Below are 20,622 nucleotides of genomic sequence, written 5' to 3'. Positions count from 1 at the left end.
CGAAGTCTTCGCCGCCCAGGAAGGTGTCGCCGTTGGTCGACAGCACTTCGAACTGGTGCTCGCCGTCCACGTCGGCGATTTCAATGATGGACACGTCGAAAGTGCCGCCGCCCAGGTCGTACACCGCGATCTTGCGGTCGCCTTCCTGCTTGGACAGGCCGAAGGCCAGCGCCGCGGCGGTCGGCTCGTTGATGATGCGCTTCACTTCCAGGCCGGCGATACGGCCGGCGTCCTTGGTGGCCTGACGCTGGCTGTCGTTGAAGTAGGCCGGCACGGTGATCACCGCCTCGGTCACTTCTTCGCCCAGATAGTCTTCCGCGGCCTTCTTCATCTTGCGCAGCACTTCGGCGGACAGTTGCGGCGGAGCCAGTTCCTGGTCGCGCACCTTGACCCAGGCGTCGCCGTTCTTGGCCTTCAGGATTTCGAAAGGCATCAGGTCGATGTCCTTCTGCACTTCCTTGTCTTCGAAGCGGCGGCCGATCAGGCGCTTGGCGGCGTAAATGGTGTTGCGCGGGTTGGTCACCGCCTGGCGTTTGGCCGGCGCGCCGACCAGGATCTCGCCATCATCCATGTAGGCGATGATGGACGGAGTGGTGCGAGCGCCTTCGGCGTTCTCGATCACTTTCGGGGTGCCACCCTCCACTACCGATACGCAGGAGTTGGTGGTGCCCAAGTCGATACCAATGATTTTACCCATGTCGAAGTTCCTTTATCTCAATTCGTTTCGGCGGCCATTTGCTTGATAGCAACCGCCTGTTGTCTCAATAGGTATTGGCTATGCCCATTATTTCAAGAGGAGCATGCCAGCCTTTTTTATGCTTTTGCCTTGGCGACCACGACCATGGCCGGACGCAGCACGCGGTCGGCGATCTGATAGCCCTTTTGCATCACGCGCACGATGGTATTGGGCTCGGCGTCGGATTCTTCCGCGCTCATCGCCTGATGCTGGTGCGGGTCCAGCTTGTCGCCGGCCTTGGGCGCGATGTCCTTGATCTGCGCCTTTTCGAAGGCGGACACCAACTGCTTCAGCGTCATGTCCACGCCCATCTTCAGGGTGTCGATCTGGCCGCTCTGGTCCAGCAGCGCCATTTCCAGATAGTCCTTCACCGACACCAACTCGCCGGCGAACTTGGTGATCGCGTATTTATGGGCGGAGGCCAGTTCCTCCTGCGCGCGGCGGCGCTGGTTTTCCTGGTCGGCGCGGGCGCGCAGCAGCGCGTCCTTCAATTCCGCCACTTCCGCGTTCAGCGCGGCAAGCTGCTGCTCCGGGCTCAGTTCTTGCTCCACAGCCTGTTCCGCCACCGTCGCGTCGATATTGTCATTGTCCACGGCGTCAGCCGCGATGTTTTGGTTTTCCTGCATGGCGATTCCTCGGATTTGGATTCAGCGGTACGAATAGTCCCGACTCAAGGTAGGGGCTTCGTCGTGGAATTCAAGTCCTGAAAACGACTGAACGGCTTCAGAACGCCGCAAGCGGGCGCCAACACGCCAATGTGCGTTTGCGGACTTTTATTTTCAAAAAGCAAACGCTTGAGCGAGTCGCAATATTCGTTTTAGGAAAGTTGCTGTTAGCTTTTGAAAATCAACAATTTTCTTTGTGCTGCACTGCACACAAGCGTTTTTTTTTGTGCTAATAATTGAGCCACACCCGCAAGTGCTCCGCCCGAACAGCCCCTATCCGCAAGGCTGGCACGGCGGACATGCCGAGCCGGCCCCATGAGGGCCGACCGCAAGAAAATCCGGAAAACCGGATAGCCAGATCGCTTAATGAGGACGCCGGCGCCTGCCGGCGCGCACAGAAACGTATCGAGAAGGGTTTTAGCATGACGACTCGCGAACAACGCATTGCAGCCATCCAGAAAGACTGGAACGAGAATCCCCGCTGGAAAGGCATCAAGCGCGGCTACAGCGCCGCCGATGTGGAGCGCCTGCGCGGCTCGCTGCAGATTGAGTACTCGTTGGCGCGCAACGGCGCGGACAAGCTGTGGGGCCTGCTCCACAGCGAGCCGTACATCAACTGTCTGGGCGCGCTGACCGGCGGTCAGGCCATGCAGCAGGTCAAGGCCGGCGTCAAGGCCATCTATCTGTCCGGCTGGCAAGTGGCCGCCGACAACAATGAATACTCGGCGATGTATCCGGACCAGTCGCTGTACCCGGTGGACTCGGTGCCCAAGGTGGTGGAGCGCATCAACAACGCCTTCACCCGCGCCGACGAGATTCAGCATTCCAAGGGCGTGGCCCAGGGCGACGCCGGCTTCATCGACTACTTCGCCCCCATCGTGGCGGATGCCGAGGCCGGTTTCGGCGGCGTGCTGAACGCTTATGAGCTGATGAAGGCGATGATACGCGCCGGCGCCGGCGGCGTTCACTTCGAGGACCAGTTGGCCTCGGTGAAAAAATGCGGCCACATGGGCGGCAAGGTGCTGGTACCGACCCAGGAAGCAGTCCAGAAACTGATCGCCGCGCGCCTGGCCGCCGACGTCTATGGCGTGCCCACCCTGGTGATCGCCCGCACCGACGCCGAAGCCGCCGATCTCTTGACCAGCGACTGCGACGAGCGCGATCGCCCCTTCCTGACCGGCGAGCGCACCGCCGAAGGCTTCTACAAGACCAAGAAGGGCCTGGAGCAGGCGATCAGCCGCGCCATCGCCTACGCCGACTACGCCGACCTGGTCTGGTGCGAAACCGGCACCCCGGATCTGGAGTTCGCGCGCAAGTTCGCCGATGCGGTGCATGCCAAGCATCCGGGCAAGCTGCTGGCCTACAACTGCTCGCCGTCCTTCAACTGGAAGAAGAACCTGGACGACGCCACCATCGCCAAATTCCAGCGCGAGCTGGGCGCGATGGGCTATAAGTACCAGTTCATCACTTTGGCCGGAATCCACAATATGTGGTACAACATGTACGACCTGGCACAAGATTACGTTGCCCGCGGCATGTCCGCCTATGTCGAGAAAGTACAGGAGCCGGAATTCGCCGCTCGCGAGCGCGGTTACACCTTCGTGTCCCACCAGCAGGAAGTGGGCACCGGCTACTTCGACGACGTCACCACCGTGATCCAGGGCGGGCAGTCCAGCGTCACCGCGCTGACCGGCTCCACCGAGGAAGAGCAATTCCATTGAGCCGCCGCTGATACAGGCGCGGACGCCCACGGTTTCGTGGGCGTTTTTCATTGCGCTGTCGGTGTCGATTATTTAATTCCGCTAAATAATCAATTCAGCTTACGGTGCTTTTTTCAATGCGGAAATTCATCAATACTACTATGCAGAAGCCCGCCAATCGCGGGCTTCGTTTATTTCACGCATTCGCGGAAGGCATCCCACCATGGCAAAAGTCGTCGTTGTTTATCACTCCGGTTACGGTCACACCCAGCAAGTGGCCCAGCATGTCGCCGCAGGCGCCGGCGCTCAGCTGCTGGCCATCGACGCCGAGGGCAATCTTCCCGCCGGCGCCTGGGATCTGCTGAACGACGCCGACGCCATCATCTTCGGCTCGCCCACCTATATGGGCAGCCCGAGCTGGCAATTCAAGAAATTCGCCGACGCCAGCTCCAAGGTCTGGTTCACCCGCGGCTGGCAGGACAAGGTGTTCGGCGGCTTCACCAATAGCGCCAGCCTGAACGGCGACAAGCAGGTTTCGCTGATCTATCTGCAAACCCTGGCTTCCCAGCACGGCGGCCTGTGGGTCAGCCTGGGCCTGCTGCCCAGCAACGCCAAGAACGCCAGCCGCGAGGACATCAATAATCTGGGCGGCTCGGTCGGCCTGCTGGTGCAATCGCCGTCCGACGCCAGCGTCGACGAAATCCCGCAAGGCGATCTGGACACCGCCAAGGCCTATGGCCAGCGTGTCGCCGGCATCGCCAGCAAGTTGCACGGCTAAAAGCTAATTTAGACAAGACAAAGGGGGCCATATGGCCCCCTTTTTCCTTGCCCGCGCGCGCGCTCAGCCGCGTGCGGCCAATTGATCCAGCAACTTCTGGTGAATGCCGCCGAAGCCGCCGTTGCTCATCACCAGCACATGGTCTCCGGGCCGGGCCGCGGCGGCCACAGCTTGCAGCAGCGCGTCGAAATCGTCGAAAGTCTGCGCGCGCTCGCCCAGCTCGGCCAGCGCCTCGCCGGGATTCCACCCCAGATTGGCGGCGGAGCAGAACACCAGGTCGGCATCGGCCAGCGAGGCCGGCAGCGCCGCCTTCATCGTGCCCAGCTTCATGGTGTTGGAACGCGGCTCCAGCACCGCCAGGATGCGCTCGCCGCCCACCTTGTGCCGCAGGCCGGCCAGAGTGGTGGCGATGGCGGTGGGATGATGGGCGAAGTCGTCGTACACCGTGACGCCGGCCGCTACGCCGCGCACCTCCATCCGCCGCTTGACGTTCTGGAAGCGCGACAGCGCGTCGATGGCGCTGCTCACCGCCACGCCGACATGGCGGGCGGCGGCGATCGCCGCCAACGCGTTCAAGCGGTTGTGTTCGCCCATCAGCTCCCAGCGCACCCGGCCCTGGATCTGGCCGTCGAGCAGCACGTCGAAATGGCCGTTGGCCTCCGCCGCGCCCAGTTGCCAGCCGGCATCCGCGCCGAAGCGCTCCACCGGCGTCCAGCAGCCGCGTTCCAATACCCGATCCAGGCTGGCCTCGCGGCCGTTGCTGACGATCAGGCCCTGGCCCGGCACCGTGCGCACCAGATGATGGAACTGGGTTTCTATCGCCGCCAGGTCGGCGAAGATGTCGGCGTGGTCGAACTCCAGATTGTTCAGCACCGCGGTGCGCGGGCGGTAATGGACGAACTTGGAGCGCTTGTCGAAGAAGGCGGTATCGTATTCGTCGGCCTCGATCACGAAGAAGGGGCTGACGCTGGCCGCGTCCTGGCGCGGCGCGCCCGGCAGCCGCGCCGACACGCCGAAGTTCTGCGGAATGCCACCGATCAGGAATCCCGGCGCCAGGCCGGCGTCCTCCAGAATCCAGGCCAGCATCGAACTGGTGGTGGTCTTGCCATGGGTGCCGGCCACCGCCAGTACCCACAGGTCCTGGAGCACGTTTTCCGCCAGCCACTGCGGGCCGGAGATATAAGGCAGCCCGCGATTGAGGATTTCCTCCATCAGCGGCTTGCCGCGCGTCACCACATTGCCCACCACGAAGATGTCCGCGCCGATGTCGGCCTGCTCCGCGCCGAAGCCCTGGATCAGCTCGATGCCCATGGCTTCCAACTGGGTGCTCATCGGCGGGTATACATTGGCGTCGCAGCCGGTGACCTTGTGACCGGCCTGTTTGGCGATAGCGGCGATGCCTCCCATGAAGGTGCCGCAGATGCCCAGGATATGGATGTGCATAATTCGGTTCAGCGTATTGAAAACGGCAAAACGGCAAGCATACCGGAAAGCGGCCGCCGCCGACATCCGGGCTCGCAAGCCACTGCGCGGCCGGCCATGCCTGTCCTTCGGATCAGGATGCGCTGACAAAACATGACATTCGGCTCAACCGTCGAATGGATGGAACTAGGCTGAATTGGCCGGCCCGCAACTATCCGTGGGAAAACCCGGCCATTCGGAGACCAAAATGACAATGCTCAACGCTCGCCTCGCTCCGCTGGGCCTCGCCGCGCTAGTGCTGGCGGCACCCGGCCACGGCGAAGATATTCCGCAGATAGACAACCCGCCGCGGCTCTTGGCGGCTCCAGCCGACCAGGCCGCCAAGACCAGGCTCGGCGCGCTCAACACCGCCGCCCTGCTCAACGCGCCGCTGGAGCTTGGCCAGCCCCAGGCTGCGCCGCGCGAAGTCACCTTCGATCTGGACATCCGCTATCGCTATGGCTGGATCCGCAACCCCTCGCTGGAACGACCCGGGCAGATCCATTACGACAAGGTCGTGCTACGCAGCTACCTGCCCGGCGTGCTCAGCTCGGCCTCGCCACCAAGCTCCTCCCTTCCCAGCGCCACGCCCTTCATCGCCCCGCTGATCGAGGTCTACCCTGGGCAAACCGTGCGCATCGGCCTGAACAACAAGCTGGACCGCGACGTCGATGGCAAGCCCATCCGCGACCCCAGTTGCACCGACCAGGGCGGCAGCGCCAACCAGCCGCACTGTTTCAACGGCACCAATCTGCATACCCACGGGCTCTGGATCAATCCGGCCGGCAATAGCGACAATGTGCTGCTCTCCATCAATCCCGGCGTCAGCTTCCAGTACGAGTACAACATTCCGCCAGACCACCCCGCCGGCACGTTCTGGTATCACACCCACCGCCATGGCTCTACCGCGCTGCAGGTGTCCAGCGGCATGGCCGGCGCGCTGATCGTGCGCGGCACGCGGCAACCCACCCTGCAGCAGAACGGCGACATCGACACCCTGTTACAGCCCTATGCCGGAGCCGGCTTCCTCGAACGGGTGTTGGTGTTTCAGCAGATCCAGTACGCCTGCCGCTTCAAGGCCGGACAATACAAGGACATGATCAAGACTTACGGCAATACCGCCACTCCGCCCAATGAGGAGGATCAGCGCTACCGCTGCGACGACGGCGACGTGGGCGGCATCGAAGGCTACGACCAGTTCGGACCCAAGACCTGGCAAGAATCCGGCCGCTACACCAGCATCAACGGCGTGGTCTTGGGCAAGATGGTCCAAGCGCGGGCCGGCGACGTGGAACGCTGGAGAATGGTGCACGCCGGCGTGCGCGACACCATCAATCTGAAACTGCGCCGCCTCAGCGACAACGCGCCGCCGCTGGCCGGCCTGTTCGCCAGGCAGATGGACGATTACGTCACCCGCTATTGCCGCAGCGACACGGAGCTGGACCTGCCCTTGATCGCCGCCGACGGCCTGACCATGGGCAAGGTGCAAACCCGCAAGAGCGTGGTGTTCCAGCCCGGCTATCGCTGGGACGCGCTGGTGTCCTTCCCCAGCGCCGGCAAGTACTGCCTGATCAACGACGTCAAGGTCAGCAGCACCATAGACCGCTCGGCGCCGTCGGCGCGCTTGCTGGGCGTGGTCGACGTTGCGCCCGGCCAAGCCTCTCGTCCGTTGCAAGAGGTGCTGATCGGCGCCGCCCGCGCGCACTTTCCGCCCGCTGTCGCCAACAAGGTCAGCGCGGAACTACGCAGCGGGATGAAGCTGAGCAGCTTTGTGCCACATCCGGACATAGACCCCAAGGAAGTGACCGGCACCCAGACGCTGACGTTCAACATCGATGTGTCGCAGCCCAAGTCGGCCTTCTTCCAGGTGGACGGCAAACCTTATGCCGGCGAACGCATAGACCGCACCCTGAAGCTGGGCGGCGTGGACGAGTGGACGCTGCGCTCCGACTTCGTCAGCCATCCCTACCATATCCACGTCAACCCGTTCCAGATCGTCAAGATAGTAGACCCCAAGGGCCGCGACATCAGCGCGGAAGGCGCGCCGGACTCAATGGACCCCGGCGACACCCAATACAGCGGCCTGAAAAACATCTGGAAAGATACTTTATGGGTGAAAAACATCGAAGCCAGCAATGACCCGAAGATTGCCGCGGCCGGCCGTTACACCATCACCATCCGCACCCGCTATGAGCGCTATATCGGCGACTTCGTATTGCATTGCCATATCCTGGATCACGAGGACCAGGGCATGATGCAGAATATCCGCATCGCGCTGCCGGACGGCAGGGGCGGCACCGCCTTTGGCCATCACTGAACGGCCCGCCATGAAAAAAGCCCGCGACAGCGGGCTTTTTCACAGTGGACGAGCGGCTCAGAAGAAGATCAGCGTCATCAGCACGAACAAGGGCAGCAGGATGGCGCAGGACCAGCCCAGATAGCCGAAGAAGCTCGGCATCTTCACATGGCGGTGCTCGGCGATGGCCTTGACCATGAAGTTGGGCGCGTTGCCGATATAGGTATTGGCGCCCATGAACACTGCGCCCATGGAGATCGCCAGCAAGGTGTCCGCCATCGGGCCCATCAGCACCTGGGCGTCGCCGTGAGCCAGGTTGAAGAACACCAGATAGGTGGGCGCATTGTCCAGGAAGCTGGACAGGATGCCGGTCATCCAGAAATACATCGTGTTGACCGGCAGGCCATTGGCGTCGGACACCATGTGCACCAGGCTGGCCAGATGGCCGTCGGCGCCGGCGCGCAGGATGGCGATCACCGGACCGATGGTGATGAAGATGCCGGCGAACAACTTGCCCACTTCCAGGATGGGATCCCAGTTGAACTCATTGCCAGCGCGCACCTGCTTGGGGGTGATCCACAGCGAGGCGAAGGCCAAGGCCAGCAGCGCCAGGTCGCGCACGATATTCTGCAACTCCACATGGGTGCCCATGATGTCGAACACCACGCCCGGTTTCCAGATGCCGGACATCAGCACCGCGGCGATGATGCCGGCCAGCAGGAACAGATTGCGCTTGCCGTGCAGCTTGATCGGCTTGTCCTTGGAACGGTCGATTTCCGGCAGCGTGCCCGCCTGCGCTTCCTTCTTGAAGAAATGGCTGTCCAGCGCGTAGAAGATGGCCAGCAGCGCCAGCGACAGCACCAGCACCGGCAGCGCCATATGCTGCACCGTCCAGCCGAAGCTGACGCCCTTGAGGAAGCCGAGGAACAGCGGCGGATCGCCCAGCGGGGTCAGGCCGCCGCCGATATTGGCCACCAGGAAGATGAAGAACACCACCACGTGCACATTGTGCTTGCGCTTTTCATTGGCGCGCAGCAGGGGGCGGATCAGCAGCATCGCCGCGCCGGTGGTGCCCATGATGGAGGCCAGCGCGGTGCCTATCGCCAGAATGGCGGTGTTGAGCTTGGGCGAGCCGTGCAAGGAGCCCCATACCAGAATGCCGCCGGACACGGTGTATAGCGAGAACAGCAGCACGATGAAGGGTATGTATTCGGCGAACAACGCGTGGACGATCAGCGCCGTCGAAGTGCCCAGGCCGTAAGCCACGGCGAAGGGCGCCAGGAACAGTACGGTCCACACCGCGGTGATCTTGCCGAAATGATGGTGCCAGATGCCCGGCGCGAAAATCGGAAACAAGGCAATGGACAGCAGAATGCCGGCGAACGGCAAGCCCCAGGCCAAGCTCAGCGTGGCGCCGTCCAGCTCGGCGGCTTGCGCCAATGCCGGCAGCAAGGCCAGGGCTGCGGCGCTAAAGAGTGTTTTGGTCATCTATCTTCCCGAGGGCATGACGCCCATTGATAAAAGCGCCATCGCCTGTGCCAAGACAGCCTTGGACAGGCTCTATGCAAAGAATGGATTCCGGCGATATTGTTGAAGCGCAACGGCGGCCGGATGCCGTTGCGCTGACGCTCCGCCTCCCGCCAAGGCCGGATCACGGCACTGACAGCGCCAGCGCGCCCGTATGGGCCTGGTTCGATCAGAACAGTTACAAAGCGTTACATCGTCCCATAACTCGGGCTGCCCGGACAAGGAAAACCGGTATCGAAAGCAGGCGTTTTTGCGCGATTGCCACGCTAATTAAGCGTTTAATGAAACAAGGCCGGCGGCGTGACGCCACCGGCCTTGTCAGCAGAGCCGAACGCCTCAGCGCTGGATGAACTCGATCTTGTAGCCATCCGGGTCTTCGACGAAGGCGATCACCGTGGTGCCGTGCTTCATCGGGCCGGCTTCGCGGGTGACCTTGCCGCCCTTGGCGCGCACCATGTCACAGGCGGCGTAGGCGTCCGGCACCTCGATGGCGATATGGCCGTAGCCGTTGCCCAGCTCATAGGACTCGGTGTCCCAGTTGTGGGTCAGTTCCAGCACCGTCTGTTCTTCTTCGGCGCCATAGCCGACGAAGGCCAGGGTGAAGCGGCCGTCCGGGTAATCCTGGCGGCGCAGCAACTTCATATCGAGTACTTCCTGGTAAAACGCCAGCGAGCGCTCCAGATTGCCCACTCGCAGCATGGTGTGCAGTAAACGCATCATCACTCTCCTTAATTCATCAATCAAAATGGAACAGCTCGGCGCCGTGCTGCTTCAGCCAGCGCCGCGCCGTCTGCCAATCCGGGTACAGGCGCGCGGTTTCCGCCCAGAACGCCGGCGAATGGTTCATGTGTTCCAGGTGAGCCAGCTCGTGGGCGATCACGTAGTCCAGCACCGCCGGCGGCGCTTGCAGCAAGCGCCAATTCAGGCGAATCACCCCGGCCGCGGTGCAACTGCCCCAGCGCGTGCGCGCCGACGACAATTGCAGGCCGCTGGGCTGGCGGCGGCAAGCGCGCGCCAGTTCCGCCAGCCGCGATGGAAAACGCAAGGCGGCTTCGCGCTGGAAAAATCGGCATACCACCTGTTTCAGCCCCGCCGCGTCGCCCTCGGCGATACCGGTAACAAGCACCCCCTCCGGCAACAGCCGGGCGCTACGGCGCGCGCCGGCCGTCAGCACGATGGGCAAGGGCTCGCCCTGCCAGCGCAGCTGACTGAGATCGGCCGCCTGCTGCCGCGCCAGCTTTTGCCGCGCCACATGGCCGGCGATCCAGTCGCGGCGTTCGAACAAGACTTCGCGCAGCCGGGCGGCGCTGACCGCCGGATGCGCGACCAACTCCACCCTGCCCGCGCTGACCCGTATGCCCACGCTCTTGCGCGGACGCCGGGTCAGCACCACGTCCACCTCGCCGTCAGGCAGCGGCAGACGCAGCCAGACGCTTGCGCTTTTCATCCGCGTCCGCGAACGGGCCGACGCCGCCGATCTCGCGCTGACGCGCCTCGATCCACTGCTCGGCATCCTTCATCATCGCCTCCGGCCCCAGCGCCTCATCCGGCACGATGGGCTTGCCCACCACCACGGTGATCTCGCCGGGGTATTTCAGGAAGGCGTTGCGCGGCCAGAACTCGCCGGCGTTGTGCGCCACCGGCACCAGCGGCATGTCGAACTGCTTGGCCATGCGCGCCGCGCCCAGCTTGTACTTGCCCACCACGCCCGGCTTGGTGCGGGTGCCTTCCGGGAAGACCGTGATCCAGAAGCGGTGGCGCTTGCGCTCCAGCCCCTGCTCCAGCAGGCGCTGGTTGGCGTTGGCGCGGTCGGAACGGTTGATGATGATGGGGTTCATCAGCACCAGGCCCCAGCCGAACACCGGAATCCAGGTCAGCTCGCGCTTGGCCACGTACACCTGCCACGGAAAGATCTTCTGCAAGGCCAGCGTTTCCCAGCCGGACTGGTGCTTGGAGCAGATCACCGAGGGCTGATCCGGAATATTCTCCGCGCCCAACACCTTGTATTTCAGGCCGATCACATGCTCCAGCATCCACAGCAGGCTCTGCGCCCAACTGACGCCGAACACATGGCGCGCGCGGCGCGGCAGCGGCGCGGACAGCAGCAGCAGGAAGAAGAACAGCGGCGTGATCACGATCAGCACCAGCCAGTACAGCAGATTACGAAGCCATAAACTCAGCATGCTTGGGAAAGTATCCTTATCAAAAATCAGCGCTCGCGCGAATCGATCAAATATTCCGCGGCATCGTACAAATCGTTGAACACCAGGGTGCCGGCCGGCAGCTCGCCGTCGGCCAGCGTCTTGGCGCCCTTGCCGGTCTTGACCAGGATGGGCAGGCCACCCACCGCCGCCACCGATTCCAGATCGCGGCGGCTGTCGCCGATCAGCGGCAAGCCGTCCAGCTTCACATTGAAGCGCTCGGCGATCTCCAGCACCATGCCCGGCAGCGGCTTGCGGCAATCGCAGCCGGCGCTGGGGCCGTGCGGACAGAACAGCACCGCGTCGATGCGCCCGCCGGCCTGCCCCACCAGCCGGTGCATCTTCTCGTGCATGGCGTTGAGCGCCTGCACATCGAACAGGCCGCGGCCGATGCCGGATTGATTGGTGGCCACCACCACGCGCCAGCCGGACTGGGTCAGATTGGCGATCGCCTCCAGGCTATGCTCGATCGGCACCCATTCCGCCGGCGATTTGACGAAATCGTCGCGGTCCTGATTGATCACGCCATCGCGGTCGAGAATGACTAGTTTCACGGTTTTTCCCCGTCTGGAACATGCCGGGGCGGCCTGAGCCGCCCCGTGGGATTACTCCGCCAGCAGCGAAATGTCGGCCACGCGGTTGAACAAGCCGGCCAGCCGCGCCAGCAGGGCGATGCGGTTGTTGCGCACCGCGGCGTCGTCCGCCATCACCATCACGCCGTCGAAGAAAGCGTCCACCGGCGCGCGCAGCGAGGCCAGCTGGGTCAACGCGGCGGCGAAATCGCGGGCGGCGAACTTATCGTCCACCTGCGGCGCCAACTGCTCGACGGCGGCGAACAGCGCCTGCTCGGCCGCTTCGCTCAGCAGCGCCGGATTCACCGCGCCCACTTCGCCTTCGGCCTTTTTCAGGATGTTCTTGACCCGCTTGTTGGCGGCGGCCAGCGCGGCCGCTTCCGGCAGCGCCTTGAAAGCGGCGACGGCGGACAACACCGCGCGTACTTCCGCCAGCCGGCTGGGCGAGAGCGCCAGCACCGCGTCGATCTCGTCGCCCTTGTAATCGGCGGCGAGGAAGTTCTTCAGGCGGTCCATCATGAAGCCGAACACCTCGTCGGCCACGGTGGCGGACAGCTTGCCGGCCGGGAAGGCGGCGGCGACGATGTCCAGCAGCGCCTTCAGGTCCAGGTCCGCGTCCAGCGCCATGCGCACCACGCCCAGCGCGGCGCGGCGCAAGGCGAACGGATCCTTGTCGCCGGTGGGGATCAGGCCGATGCCCCAGATGCCGACGATGGTTTCCAGCTTGTCCGCCAACGCCACCGCGGTGGCGATCTTGCCTTCCGGCAGCGTGTCGCCGGCGAAGCGCGGGTGGTAATGGCCTTCGATGGCGGCGGCCACTTCGGCGTGCTCGCCGTCGTGCTGGGCGTAGTACATGCCCATCACGCCCTGCAGCTCGGGGAATTCGCCCACCATGTCGGACACCAGATCGGCCTTGGCCAGGTAGGCGGCGCGGGCGGCCAGCGCGGCGTCGGCGCCCAGCTCATGGGCGATGGCGCCGGCGATGCTCTGCAGGCGCTCGACGCGCTCCAGCTGCGAACCGATCTTATTGTGGTAGACCACATTGGCCAGACGCGGCAAGCGGCTGTCCAGCCGCGCCTTCTGGTCCTGCTCGAAGAAGAACTTGGCGTCGGACAGGCGCGCGCGCAGCACGCGCTCATTGCCGCCGACGATGAAGGACGGGTCCGCGGTTTCCAGGTTGGACACCAGCAGGAAGCGGTTCATCAGCTTGCCGGACGCGTCCAGCAGCGGGAAATACTTCTGGTTCTGCTGCATGGTCAGGATCAGACACTCCTGCGGCACGCGCAGGAACTCGGCCTCGAAGCCGGCTTCCAGCACCACCGGCCATTCCACCAGGCCGGTCACCTCGTCGAACAAGGCCTCCGGCGCGGCGATGGTGGCGTTCAGGCGGGCGGCGGCCTCGGTCAGCTTGTGGCGGATCAGTTCGCGGCGAGCGTCGAAACTGGCCACCACCTTGCCGGATTCATGCAGGGTGCGGGCATAGGCGTCGGCATTGGCCACCGTCACCTCGCCCTGGGACAGGAAGCGATGACCGCGGGTGCGCTGGCCGCTGTGCAGGCCCAGCACCTCGCCCGGCACCACCGTGTCGCCGTGCAACATGATCAGACCGTGTACCGGGCGCACGAACTGCACGTCCAGGCTGCCCCAGCGCATCAGCTTGGGCGCCGGCAGCTTTTTCAGCGCCAGCGCCACCACGTCGGCCAGCACCGCGGCCAGCGGCTGGCCTTGCTTGACGCTCTCGTAGGCGTATACATCTTGCTTGCCGTCGCTCATGGTGGACAGCGCGGACACCTCCACGCCGCAGGAGCGGGCGAAACCGGCCAGCGCCGGCGTCGGCTGGCCGTCCTTCATGCCGGCGGCCACCGCCGGGCCCTTGCGGGTGACCTTTTGGTCCGGCTGCAAGGCGGCCACATTGGCCAGCTGCACCGCCAGGCGGCGCGGCGAGGCGTAGACCGTTGCTTCGGCGTCGGCCGGCGCGAACTGCATTTTCTTCAATTCGTCGCCTATGGTCTGGGCAAAACTGGCGGCCAGCTTTTCCAGCGCTTTGGGCGGCAGCTCCTCGGTGAGCAACTCAATCAGCAATGTCTGGTTCATATTCACTCTAAAACTTAACGCTTGGCGGCCCCGGCGGCTTCGCAGATCACCTTCATCATGGCGTCGGCGACCGATCCCTGATACACGGGCTGCCATTTCCAGGCGTGGCGCGGCACTGGAAACATGGTTGAGAACAGGTGCTTGTTGTTGCGATCAAAGTAGTCGGAACTGACAAACACATACTGGTACTTGCCGCAGTCGGCGTAACCTACGCTGCGGCGGATATTGAATTTCAGCTTATAGCTTTTCTCGTACTGGACCTTGTCGAACCGTTCCTGGTTGACGAAGTGCACCAGCCCGTCCTGCCCCAGCCACAGCGAATTGCCGTCTATCGCCAGCTGCAGCGCCTTGCCGTCCTGATACGCCACCCAGTCGGCGGCGGGCTCGGCCAGCGCCGGCAGCGCCAGCGCGGCGCAAAAGCAGGCGAAACAGGCTTTCATGCGCATTCCTTCAGCGAAAGACGACAAGGGGGCGGCGGCCACGATCAGGCCTGCCGGCACATCGGGAAGCCCAGCGCTTCGCGGGCGTCGTAATACGCCTGCGCCACGCCGCGGGACAAGGTGCGGATGCGGCCGATATAGGTGGCGCGCTCGGTCACCGAGATCGCGCCGCGCGCGTCCAGCAGGTTGAAAGTGTGACCGGCCTTGAGAATCATCTCGTAGGCCGGCAGCGGCAAGCTGGCTTCCAGCAGCGACTTGGCCTCGGCCTCGTAGTCGTTGAACTGGCGGAACAGCAGCTCGACATTGCTGTGCTCGAACGCGTACTTGGACTGTTCCACTTCATTCTGGAAGAACACATTGCCGTAAGTGACCGGCTGGCCGTCCGGCAGATGGGTCCAGATCAAATCGTAGACGTTTTCCACGCCCTGCAGATACATCGCCAGCCGTTCCAGGCCGTAAGTGATCTCGCCCAGCACCGGCTTGCAGTCCAGACCGCCCACTTGCTGGAAATAGGTGAACTGGGTCACTTCCATGCCGTTCAGCCACACTTCCCAGCCCAGGCCCCAGGCGCCCAGCGTCGGGTTTTCCCAGTCGTCCTCGACAAAGCGGATGTCCTGCACCGTCGGGTCCAGGCCCAGCTCCTGCAGCGAGCCCAGGTACAGCTCCTGGATGTTGGACGGAGACGGCTTCAACACCACCTGGAATTGATGATGCTGGAACAGACGATTGGGGTTTTCGCCGTAACGGCCGTCCTTGGGACGACGCGACGGCTGCACATAGGCCGCGTTCCACGGCTCCGGTCCCAACGCCCGCAGGAAGGTGGCGGTGTGCGAGGTCCCCGCGCCCACTTCGGTGTCGTAAGGCTGCAGCAAGGCGCAGCCCTGGCGGTTCCAATAGTGCTGGAGCGTGAGGATGATTTCCTGGAAGGTAAGCATAGACGTGGTGAGCAAAGTGAAAAGTCAAAGGCCGATTCTACCGCCTAGCGCCCCCCACGCAAAGCCAAGCCGTTGGCGGCAAATCAAAAAGGCCGGCGAAACCGGCCTGTATCTCCCCTTCCCGCCCGCGGCCCGCCGCCGCCACGACGTCAGCCGACGGATGCGCCGCGCGCCAAGGCCTGCTCCGCCAGCCTATCCGCCAACGCCCGCCCCTTGGCCAGGCAGTCCGGCAGCGACACCCCGTCCAGCCAGTTGGAGCAGGCGTGCAGACCACGCGCGCTCGCGGCGGCGGCCAGCGGCCGCAAGGCCGTCATCGCCGCCGTGCCCTGCGGCAAGGCCTGCGGCCAGCGCACGACGCGCTGGCTCAGCGGCGCGCCCCGCAGGCCGAACAGCCGCGCCAGTTCCAGGTTCAAGCGCTGCAACAGCGCCGGGTCCGGCAAGGCGGCCAGTTCCGCCTGGCGGCTGCCGCCGATGAAGCTGGTCACCAGCCGCGCGCCCGGCGCCGCCGTGTGTGGATACGTCCGGCTGGACATCAGATGTCCCAGGGCCAAAGCGCCTTCCGCCGCGGGATGCAGCGCGCCGAAGCCCGCCAGCGGTCGATGCAAATCCTCGTCCGCCGCCATGGTCGCCACCACGGTCAGCGGCGCGTAGCGCACCGCCGCGCAAGCGCGCGCCCATTCCGGCTCGCAGACGCTCAGCAAGGACGCCGCCTGCGGCGCCGGCAGCGCCAGTACCACCGCGCGGGCCGGCAGCGGCCCTTGCGGCGTCAGCACCCGCCAGCCGTCATCGACGCGCTCCAGGCCCTGCGCCGGACACTCCAGCCTCACGTCCAGATCGCGCGCCAGCCGCTGGGCCAGGCTGGACAGCCCCCCCGGCAAGGTGCACATCCGCTTGCGCCGCGCGTCGCCGCGCCGCCAGCGCCGCCACATGCCCAACGCCATCGAACCGGCCTCGCGCTCCGCCGCCGCCAGCCCGGGCAGGCATTCCGCCATCAGCAAGGTCTCCGGATCGCCGGCGAACACGCCGCCGACAAAGGGATCCACCGCCTTGGCCAGCACCTCCTCGCCCAGCCGGCGCCGGAAAAAATCCGCCACCGTTTCCGCCTCCGCCGCCGTGGAACGGCGCCAGGGCTCGCTCAGCAAGCGCCACTTGGCGCCCCAACTGAAGTAGGAACCGGCCAGCAGCGCGGCCGGGTTGGCGGGCAAGGCCCGGTATTGGCCGTGCAGCAACACATAGCGGCGTTGCGGGCCAGGCGCCGGCGTCAACGGCGTCAGGCCCAGCTCCAGCAGCCACTGCCATAGCGCCTCGTCCGCCAGCAAGGTGTTCGGCCCCGCCTCCATCAGCCCCGGCTCCAGATCCAGGCTCAGCACCTTGCCGCCAACGCGCGCGGACGCCTCCAACACCACCGCCTCCACGCCGCGCCGCCGCAGCTGCCAGGCACAGGACAGGCCGGACACCCCGGCGCCGATCACCACAATCATTTCATCACTCCCGCTTGAATAGGCCAGGGCCGCCCGTGGCGGCCCTGGATGGCGGCCAGTATGCCAAGCGCGGCTTTCCCCCCTGTTGACCAGGCGCAAGCCGGTCCGCTCCCGCCAAAAATTAATATATTACATAACAATTGACCACAATCTGTATAGACATTTAGAGTCGAGGTCCCACCGCCCGCGCCGGAAACTGCCCCGGTTTAGCCGGCACACAGGAGAACGCTGATGAATTCCCCGCCTCAAGCCAGCCTGATCGAAACCCGGGCAATAGACTTCATCCCGGAGAACGAACGCCACGGCCGCCTGCTCAGTCAATTCACCTTATGGTTCAGCGCCAATCTGCAGATCACCGCCATCATCACCGGCGCGCTGGCGGTGGTGCTGGGCGGCGATGTGTTCTGGTCCTTGATCGGCCTGCTGCTGGGCCAGGTGCTGGGCGGCGCGGTGATGGCGCTGCATGGCGCGCAGGGGCCGCGGCTGGGACTGCCGCAGATGATTTCCAGCCGCGTGCAGTTCGGCGTGCTGGGCGCCACCCTGCCGCTGGCGCTGGTCTGTGTGCTCTATATCGGTTTCAACACCACCGGCACCATTCTATCCGGCCAGGCCATCGCCCAGCTGACCGGCCTCAGCCCAAGCGCCGGTATCCTGATCTTTTCCGCCGTGATCGCGCTGTTCGCGGCATGCGGCTACCGGATGATCCACCTGCTGGGCCGCGCCGCCACCGTGCTCGGCCTGATCGCCTTCGCCTATCTGTTCGCGCGCCTGCTCAGCGTCAACGACATCACGCCGCTGCTGCGCAATCACCGCTTCGCCTGGGACAGCTTCCTGCTGGCGGTGTCGCTGTCCGCCTCCTGGCAGATCGCCTTCGGTCCCTACGTCGCCGACTACTCGCGCTACCTGCCCAGCGGCGTATCGCCGCTGCGCACCTTTCTATGCGTGGGCGGCGGCTCGGTATTGGGCGCGCAGATCGCGATGACGCTGGGCGTGTTCGCCGCCGCGCTGGCCGGCCCGCGCTTCGTCGGCCAGGAAGTGGCCTACATCGTCGGCTTGGGCGCCAGCGGCGCAATGGCCAGCTTCCTGTTCTTCAGCATCGCCTTTGGCAAGATCACCGTGTCCACGCTGAACGCCTACGGCAGCTTCATGTGCCTGGCCACCATGCTCAGCGGCTTCCAGCGCGAAGCGAAGATAGGCCGCCGCCAGCGCCTGGTGTTCGTGCTGGCCATCGTCGGCTTGTCCGCCGCGATCGCGCTGGCGGCGCAGCACGATTTCCTGCTGCATTTCAAATCCTTCATCCTGTTCCTGCTGACCTTCTTCACCCCGTGGAGCGCCATCAATCTGGTGGACTACTACTGGGTCAACCAGGAACAGTACGACCTTGCCGCCCTGAGCGATCCCGACGGCCGTTATGGACGCTGGAACCGGGTCGGCATCGCCAGCTATCTGTTTGGCCTTCTGGCGCAGCTGCCCTTCATCGCCACCCGTTTTTACAGCGGTCCGCTGTTGCCCTATCTGGGGCAGGTGGACATTTCCTGGCTGGTGGGACTGATCGCGCCCGGCGCGCTGTATTTCTGCCTAGCGCGCCGGCGCGTTCAACGCTCGCCCACGCGGGTCTCGCCGGCCAAGGGTTGACCGTCGTCGTCCAGCAGCAGGAAGCGCGCTGTCGCCGCGCCGTCCTCGCAATGGAAAGACGCTGGCAAGGGCAGGCTCAGGGCCGCCAGCGGCGGAGCCATGTCCGCCGCCAACGCCAGCGCGGGCAAGCCGGCGCAGCGCAGTTCCAAGGCACGGAAGCTGGCGAAATAAGGGCTGGGATTGTCTATGCGCAACTGCGCGCCGCCGGGCTCCCGCGTGACGGCGAAGCGCAGCCACCGCGGCAAGTCCTCGAGCGCAGCACGGAGTCCGGCTGGCCGCATCAGAACCTTCATCTGGGTACGCAGCGTGACTGTCAGCGTCCGGGCCGCCGCCGGCAAATCCATGCGCGCCGGCGGGATTTCATACAGATTCAGCCAGAACAGCGACTCTCGGTCCACGGGCAATGGGGTGCCGGTCGCGATCAAGCGCAGACTGATCTGCCCATCCGGGTTCAGACGAAAGATGGGCGGCATCGGCATCACCGCCGCCTCCGCGCCCAGCGTGTCCGGGCCGGAGTCCAGCCGCCCATCATCCACCCAAGCCTGCACCAGCACCGGATAGCGATTCAGATTGATCAATTGCAGCGACTGCTCGGCGCTGCCGCCGGCGAACACCACCCGCGTGGACTCCGCCATCAGGCCAGCCCAACTGCTGCCGCACAGCAGGCACAGCAAACCGCGCAAGCCCCAGCGCCAGGCCTTATTGCACACGGATCACCACCTGCGCCGTCGCGTTCAAGCCTCCGGCCTTGACCCTCTTGCCCGGCAAACGGGTCAGCACCGCCTGCATCCGCGCCTGATAGCGGGTCCAGCCATCCTGGCTGCCCAGTTCGGCGGTGTCTTGCAGTACCGGATACCAGCCGGCATCGCCGCCGCCCCCGGTGAGCAGCACGTCGCTAAGCAGATTCAGCACTTGGCCGCCTGGCCTCCGCAACGCCACGCCCACCCCGGTCGCCACCGCCGGGTTGACGCCGTAACCGTCGGACAGCAGGTGGCTGACCCCGCCGCCACTCGTGCCCAGGCCTTCTGTCAACGCCGCCTGGTAATTTGCCGGCTGCACCAGCAGCCCCATCGCCGTCTGCCCCTGTGCCGTGCCGCTTTGAAAACCGCTCAGGCCGGCATTGGCCGGCGCGCCGGTCTGGCACTGCAGGCGGATGTCCACCGGCAGCGTGCGTTGCCCGCCCTGCTCCAACTCGGCCACCGAGATCGCCGGAAACGCCACCACCGGCGTCACCGTCTCCACGCGGCAGCTGGCGCTGCGGCGCACCTTCACCACCTGATACGGATTGATCGCGCCGGGCCAATCCCAAAACCAGCCGCTGAAGTTTTGATTATGGTCGGCGCCCTCGCTCAACCACGGCGAGCCGCCGCCGCCCTGAAACGCGCTATAGGCGATGGGTTGGGCATACATCCAGTTCTGGCCGGCCGGCCCGTCCTGCCAGCCTATGTCTCCCGACCCCTTGGACTGGCTGTATTTGAAAAACTCCACCTTGTAGTTGCTGAAGTGCTTGGCCTTGATCAGATACCAGCCGCGCTCATCGCGATCATTGGCCATATCCAGCACCAGCGGCCGCCGTTTCCAATAGCGCGACGCGTACTCGCCGGTATTCAGATTGGTCACCCGCGCCATCAGGCCGCGCTGTACCGTGCGATACGCCTGCGGCAGACCGATGGCGCTGCCCTCCTCGTCCTTGCCGGCCCAATCGTTGTCGCCATTGGTCGAATAGTATTCATAAAAAGTCTCCGGCTTTTCTTCCGGCGAGCAGCGAAACAGCACCTGCTCCGGCGCATAGCCGCCGGTATGGCCGGAACCCAAGTCATAGATGCTCAGCACCTTGCTGGCCAATAAAGTGCCGTCCGGCTGGAACGCCTCGTTATTGATATTGATGGTCATCGCCAGCGCCCCCTGGCCGGCAGTATCCGTCGCACCGTCCCAAATCCTGACCTCGCCCCTGCCGGGTTCGACATAGTCCACCGCATTGATATCGGTCGTCGGCGAAGAGCGCGACACGCGATAACAGGCGCCCTGCGCCGACATGCTGGACAAGGCCCCCACCAGCAGCATCGCAGCGCCCAAGGCATCGGATTGATATTTCATCTTG

General features: G+C 64.6%; 18 protein-coding genes. 4 read left to right on the top strand and 14 right to left on the bottom strand.

Annotated elements, in window-relative coordinates:
• Positions 1-697 (bottom strand): Hsp70 family protein (locus tag ACE3QM_RS18170; RefSeq protein WP_374423840.1); only part of this gene is annotated, 697 nt, incomplete at its 3' end.
• 116 nt (positions 698-813) lie between these two features.
• The gene (grpE, locus tag ACE3QM_RS18165) at positions 814-1,362 is read right to left on the bottom strand and encodes a nucleotide exchange factor GrpE (protein WP_048411182.1); all 549 of its coding nucleotides are present in this window, start codon (positions 1,360-1,362) and stop codon (positions 814-816) included.
• Between the two features lie 461 nt (positions 1,363-1,823).
• Here grpE and aceA point away from each other — a divergent pair, with 461 nt between their 5' ends.
• Together aceA and ACE3QM_RS18155 are read left to right on the top strand one after the other, a co-directional pair.
• Positions 1,824-3,122, top strand: coding sequence for an isocitrate lyase (gene aceA / locus ACE3QM_RS18160; RefSeq protein WP_048411183.1), 1,299 nt, complete (start codon positions 1,824-1,826; stop codon positions 3,120-3,122).
• Positions 3,123-3,324: 202 nt separating this feature from the next.
• Positions 3,325-3,879, top strand: coding sequence for a flavodoxin family protein (locus ACE3QM_RS18155; protein WP_048411184.1), 555 nt, complete (start codon positions 3,325-3,327; stop codon positions 3,877-3,879).
• 63 nt (positions 3,880-3,942) lie between these two features.
• On the opposite strand, the gene mpl is transcribed toward ACE3QM_RS18155, so the two are convergent.
• Entirely contained in the window at positions 3,943-5,322 is a 1,380-nt protein-coding gene (gene mpl, locus ACE3QM_RS18150) for a UDP-N-acetylmuramate:L-alanyl-gamma-D-glutamyl-meso-diaminopimelate ligase (RefSeq protein ID WP_231463310.1), read from the bottom strand.
• Between the two features lie 226 nt (positions 5,323-5,548).
• Here mpl and ACE3QM_RS18145 point away from each other — a divergent pair, with 226 nt between their 5' ends.
• Positions 5,549-7,657 carry a multicopper oxidase family protein gene (locus ACE3QM_RS18145; RefSeq protein ID WP_374423837.1) on the top strand — a complete coding sequence of 703 codons (2,109 nt, stop codon included), beginning with the start codon at positions 5,549-5,551 and terminating at the stop codon, positions 7,655-7,657.
• Positions 7,658-7,714: 57 nt separating this feature from the next.
• Here ACE3QM_RS18145 and ACE3QM_RS18140 read toward each other — a convergent pair whose 3' ends face one another.
• The 9 genes from ACE3QM_RS18140 to hemG form a co-directional block, all read right to left on the bottom strand.
• Entirely contained in the window at positions 7,715-9,124 is a 1,410-nt protein-coding gene (locus ACE3QM_RS18140; protein WP_374423835.1) for a sodium:proton antiporter, read from the bottom strand.
• A gap of 375 nt (positions 9,125-9,499) precedes the next feature.
• Positions 9,500-9,880, bottom strand: a complete 381-nt coding sequence (gene gloA / locus ACE3QM_RS18135) for a lactoylglutathione lyase (protein WP_374423842.1) — start codon at positions 9,878-9,880, stop codon at positions 9,500-9,502.
• Positions 9,881-9,899: 19 nt separating this feature from the next.
• Entirely contained in the window at positions 9,900-10,610 is a 711-nt protein-coding gene (locus tag ACE3QM_RS18130) for a M48 family metallopeptidase (RefSeq protein ID WP_374423833.1), read from the bottom strand.
• Positions 10,570-11,346 (bottom strand): 1-acyl-sn-glycerol-3-phosphate acyltransferase, encoded by a 777-nt coding sequence (locus tag ACE3QM_RS18125; RefSeq protein ID WP_048411187.1) that lies wholly within the window; start codon positions 11,344-11,346, stop codon positions 10,570-10,572. The genes ACE3QM_RS18130 and ACE3QM_RS18125 overlap by 41 nt, the downstream gene beginning before the upstream one ends.
• 26 nt (positions 11,347-11,372) lie before the next feature.
• Positions 11,373-11,918: a D-glycero-beta-D-manno-heptose 1,7-bisphosphate 7-phosphatase gene (gene gmhB / locus ACE3QM_RS18120; protein WP_048411188.1), complete on the bottom strand. Its 546-nt coding sequence runs from the start codon at positions 11,916-11,918 to the stop codon at positions 11,373-11,375.
• A 51-nt stretch (positions 11,919-11,969) separates the two neighbouring features.
• A complete protein-coding gene (gene glyS / locus ACE3QM_RS18115) occupies positions 11,970-14,030 on the bottom strand; it encodes a glycine--tRNA ligase subunit beta (protein WP_374423830.1) in 2,061 nt (686 codons plus the stop codon).
• Positions 14,031-14,044: 14 nt separating this feature from the next.
• On the bottom strand, positions 14,045-14,470 hold the full coding sequence (locus ACE3QM_RS18110; protein WP_048411190.1) for a surface-adhesin E family protein: 426 nt from the start codon (positions 14,468-14,470) through the stop codon (positions 14,045-14,047).
• Positions 14,471-14,514: 44 nt separating this feature from the next.
• The gene (gene glyQ / locus ACE3QM_RS18105) at positions 14,515-15,405 is read right to left on the bottom strand and encodes a glycine--tRNA ligase subunit alpha (RefSeq protein WP_156183952.1); all 891 of its coding nucleotides are present in this window, start codon (positions 15,403-15,405) and stop codon (positions 14,515-14,517) included.
• Positions 15,406-15,554: 149 nt separating this feature from the next.
• Complete coding sequence (gene hemG / locus ACE3QM_RS18100; protein WP_374423826.1) at positions 15,555-16,886, bottom strand: protoporphyrinogen oxidase; 1,332 nt, start codon at positions 16,884-16,886, stop codon at positions 15,555-15,557.
• Between the two features lie 231 nt (positions 16,887-17,117).
• Between hemG and ACE3QM_RS18095 the strand changes: the two genes are divergently transcribed.
• The gene (locus ACE3QM_RS18095; RefSeq protein WP_374423824.1) at positions 17,118-18,521 is read left to right on the top strand and encodes a cytosine permease; all 1,404 of its coding nucleotides are present in this window, start codon (positions 17,118-17,120) and stop codon (positions 18,519-18,521) included.
• On the opposite strand, the gene ACE3QM_RS18090 is transcribed toward ACE3QM_RS18095, so the two are convergent.
• Together ACE3QM_RS18090 and ACE3QM_RS18085 are read right to left on the bottom strand one after the other, a co-directional pair.
• Positions 18,482-19,231, bottom strand: a complete 750-nt coding sequence (locus ACE3QM_RS18090) for a molecular chaperone (protein ID WP_374423821.1) — start codon at positions 19,229-19,231, stop codon at positions 18,482-18,484. The genes ACE3QM_RS18095 and ACE3QM_RS18090 overlap by 40 nt on opposite strands.
• A complete protein-coding gene (locus ACE3QM_RS18085) occupies positions 19,221-20,618 on the bottom strand; it encodes a fimbrial protein (RefSeq protein ID WP_231463326.1) in 1,398 nt (465 codons plus the stop codon). The genes ACE3QM_RS18090 and ACE3QM_RS18085 overlap by 11 nt, the downstream gene beginning before the upstream one ends.
• Positions 20,619-20,622 lie beyond the last annotated feature (4 nt).

The organism is Chromobacterium sp. (genome assembly GCF_041912965.1).
Classification (GTDB): Bacteria; Pseudomonadota; Gammaproteobacteria; order Burkholderiales; family Chromobacteriaceae; genus Chromobacterium; species Chromobacterium aquaticum.
This window is presented reverse-complemented; position numbering and strand designations above follow the sequence as displayed.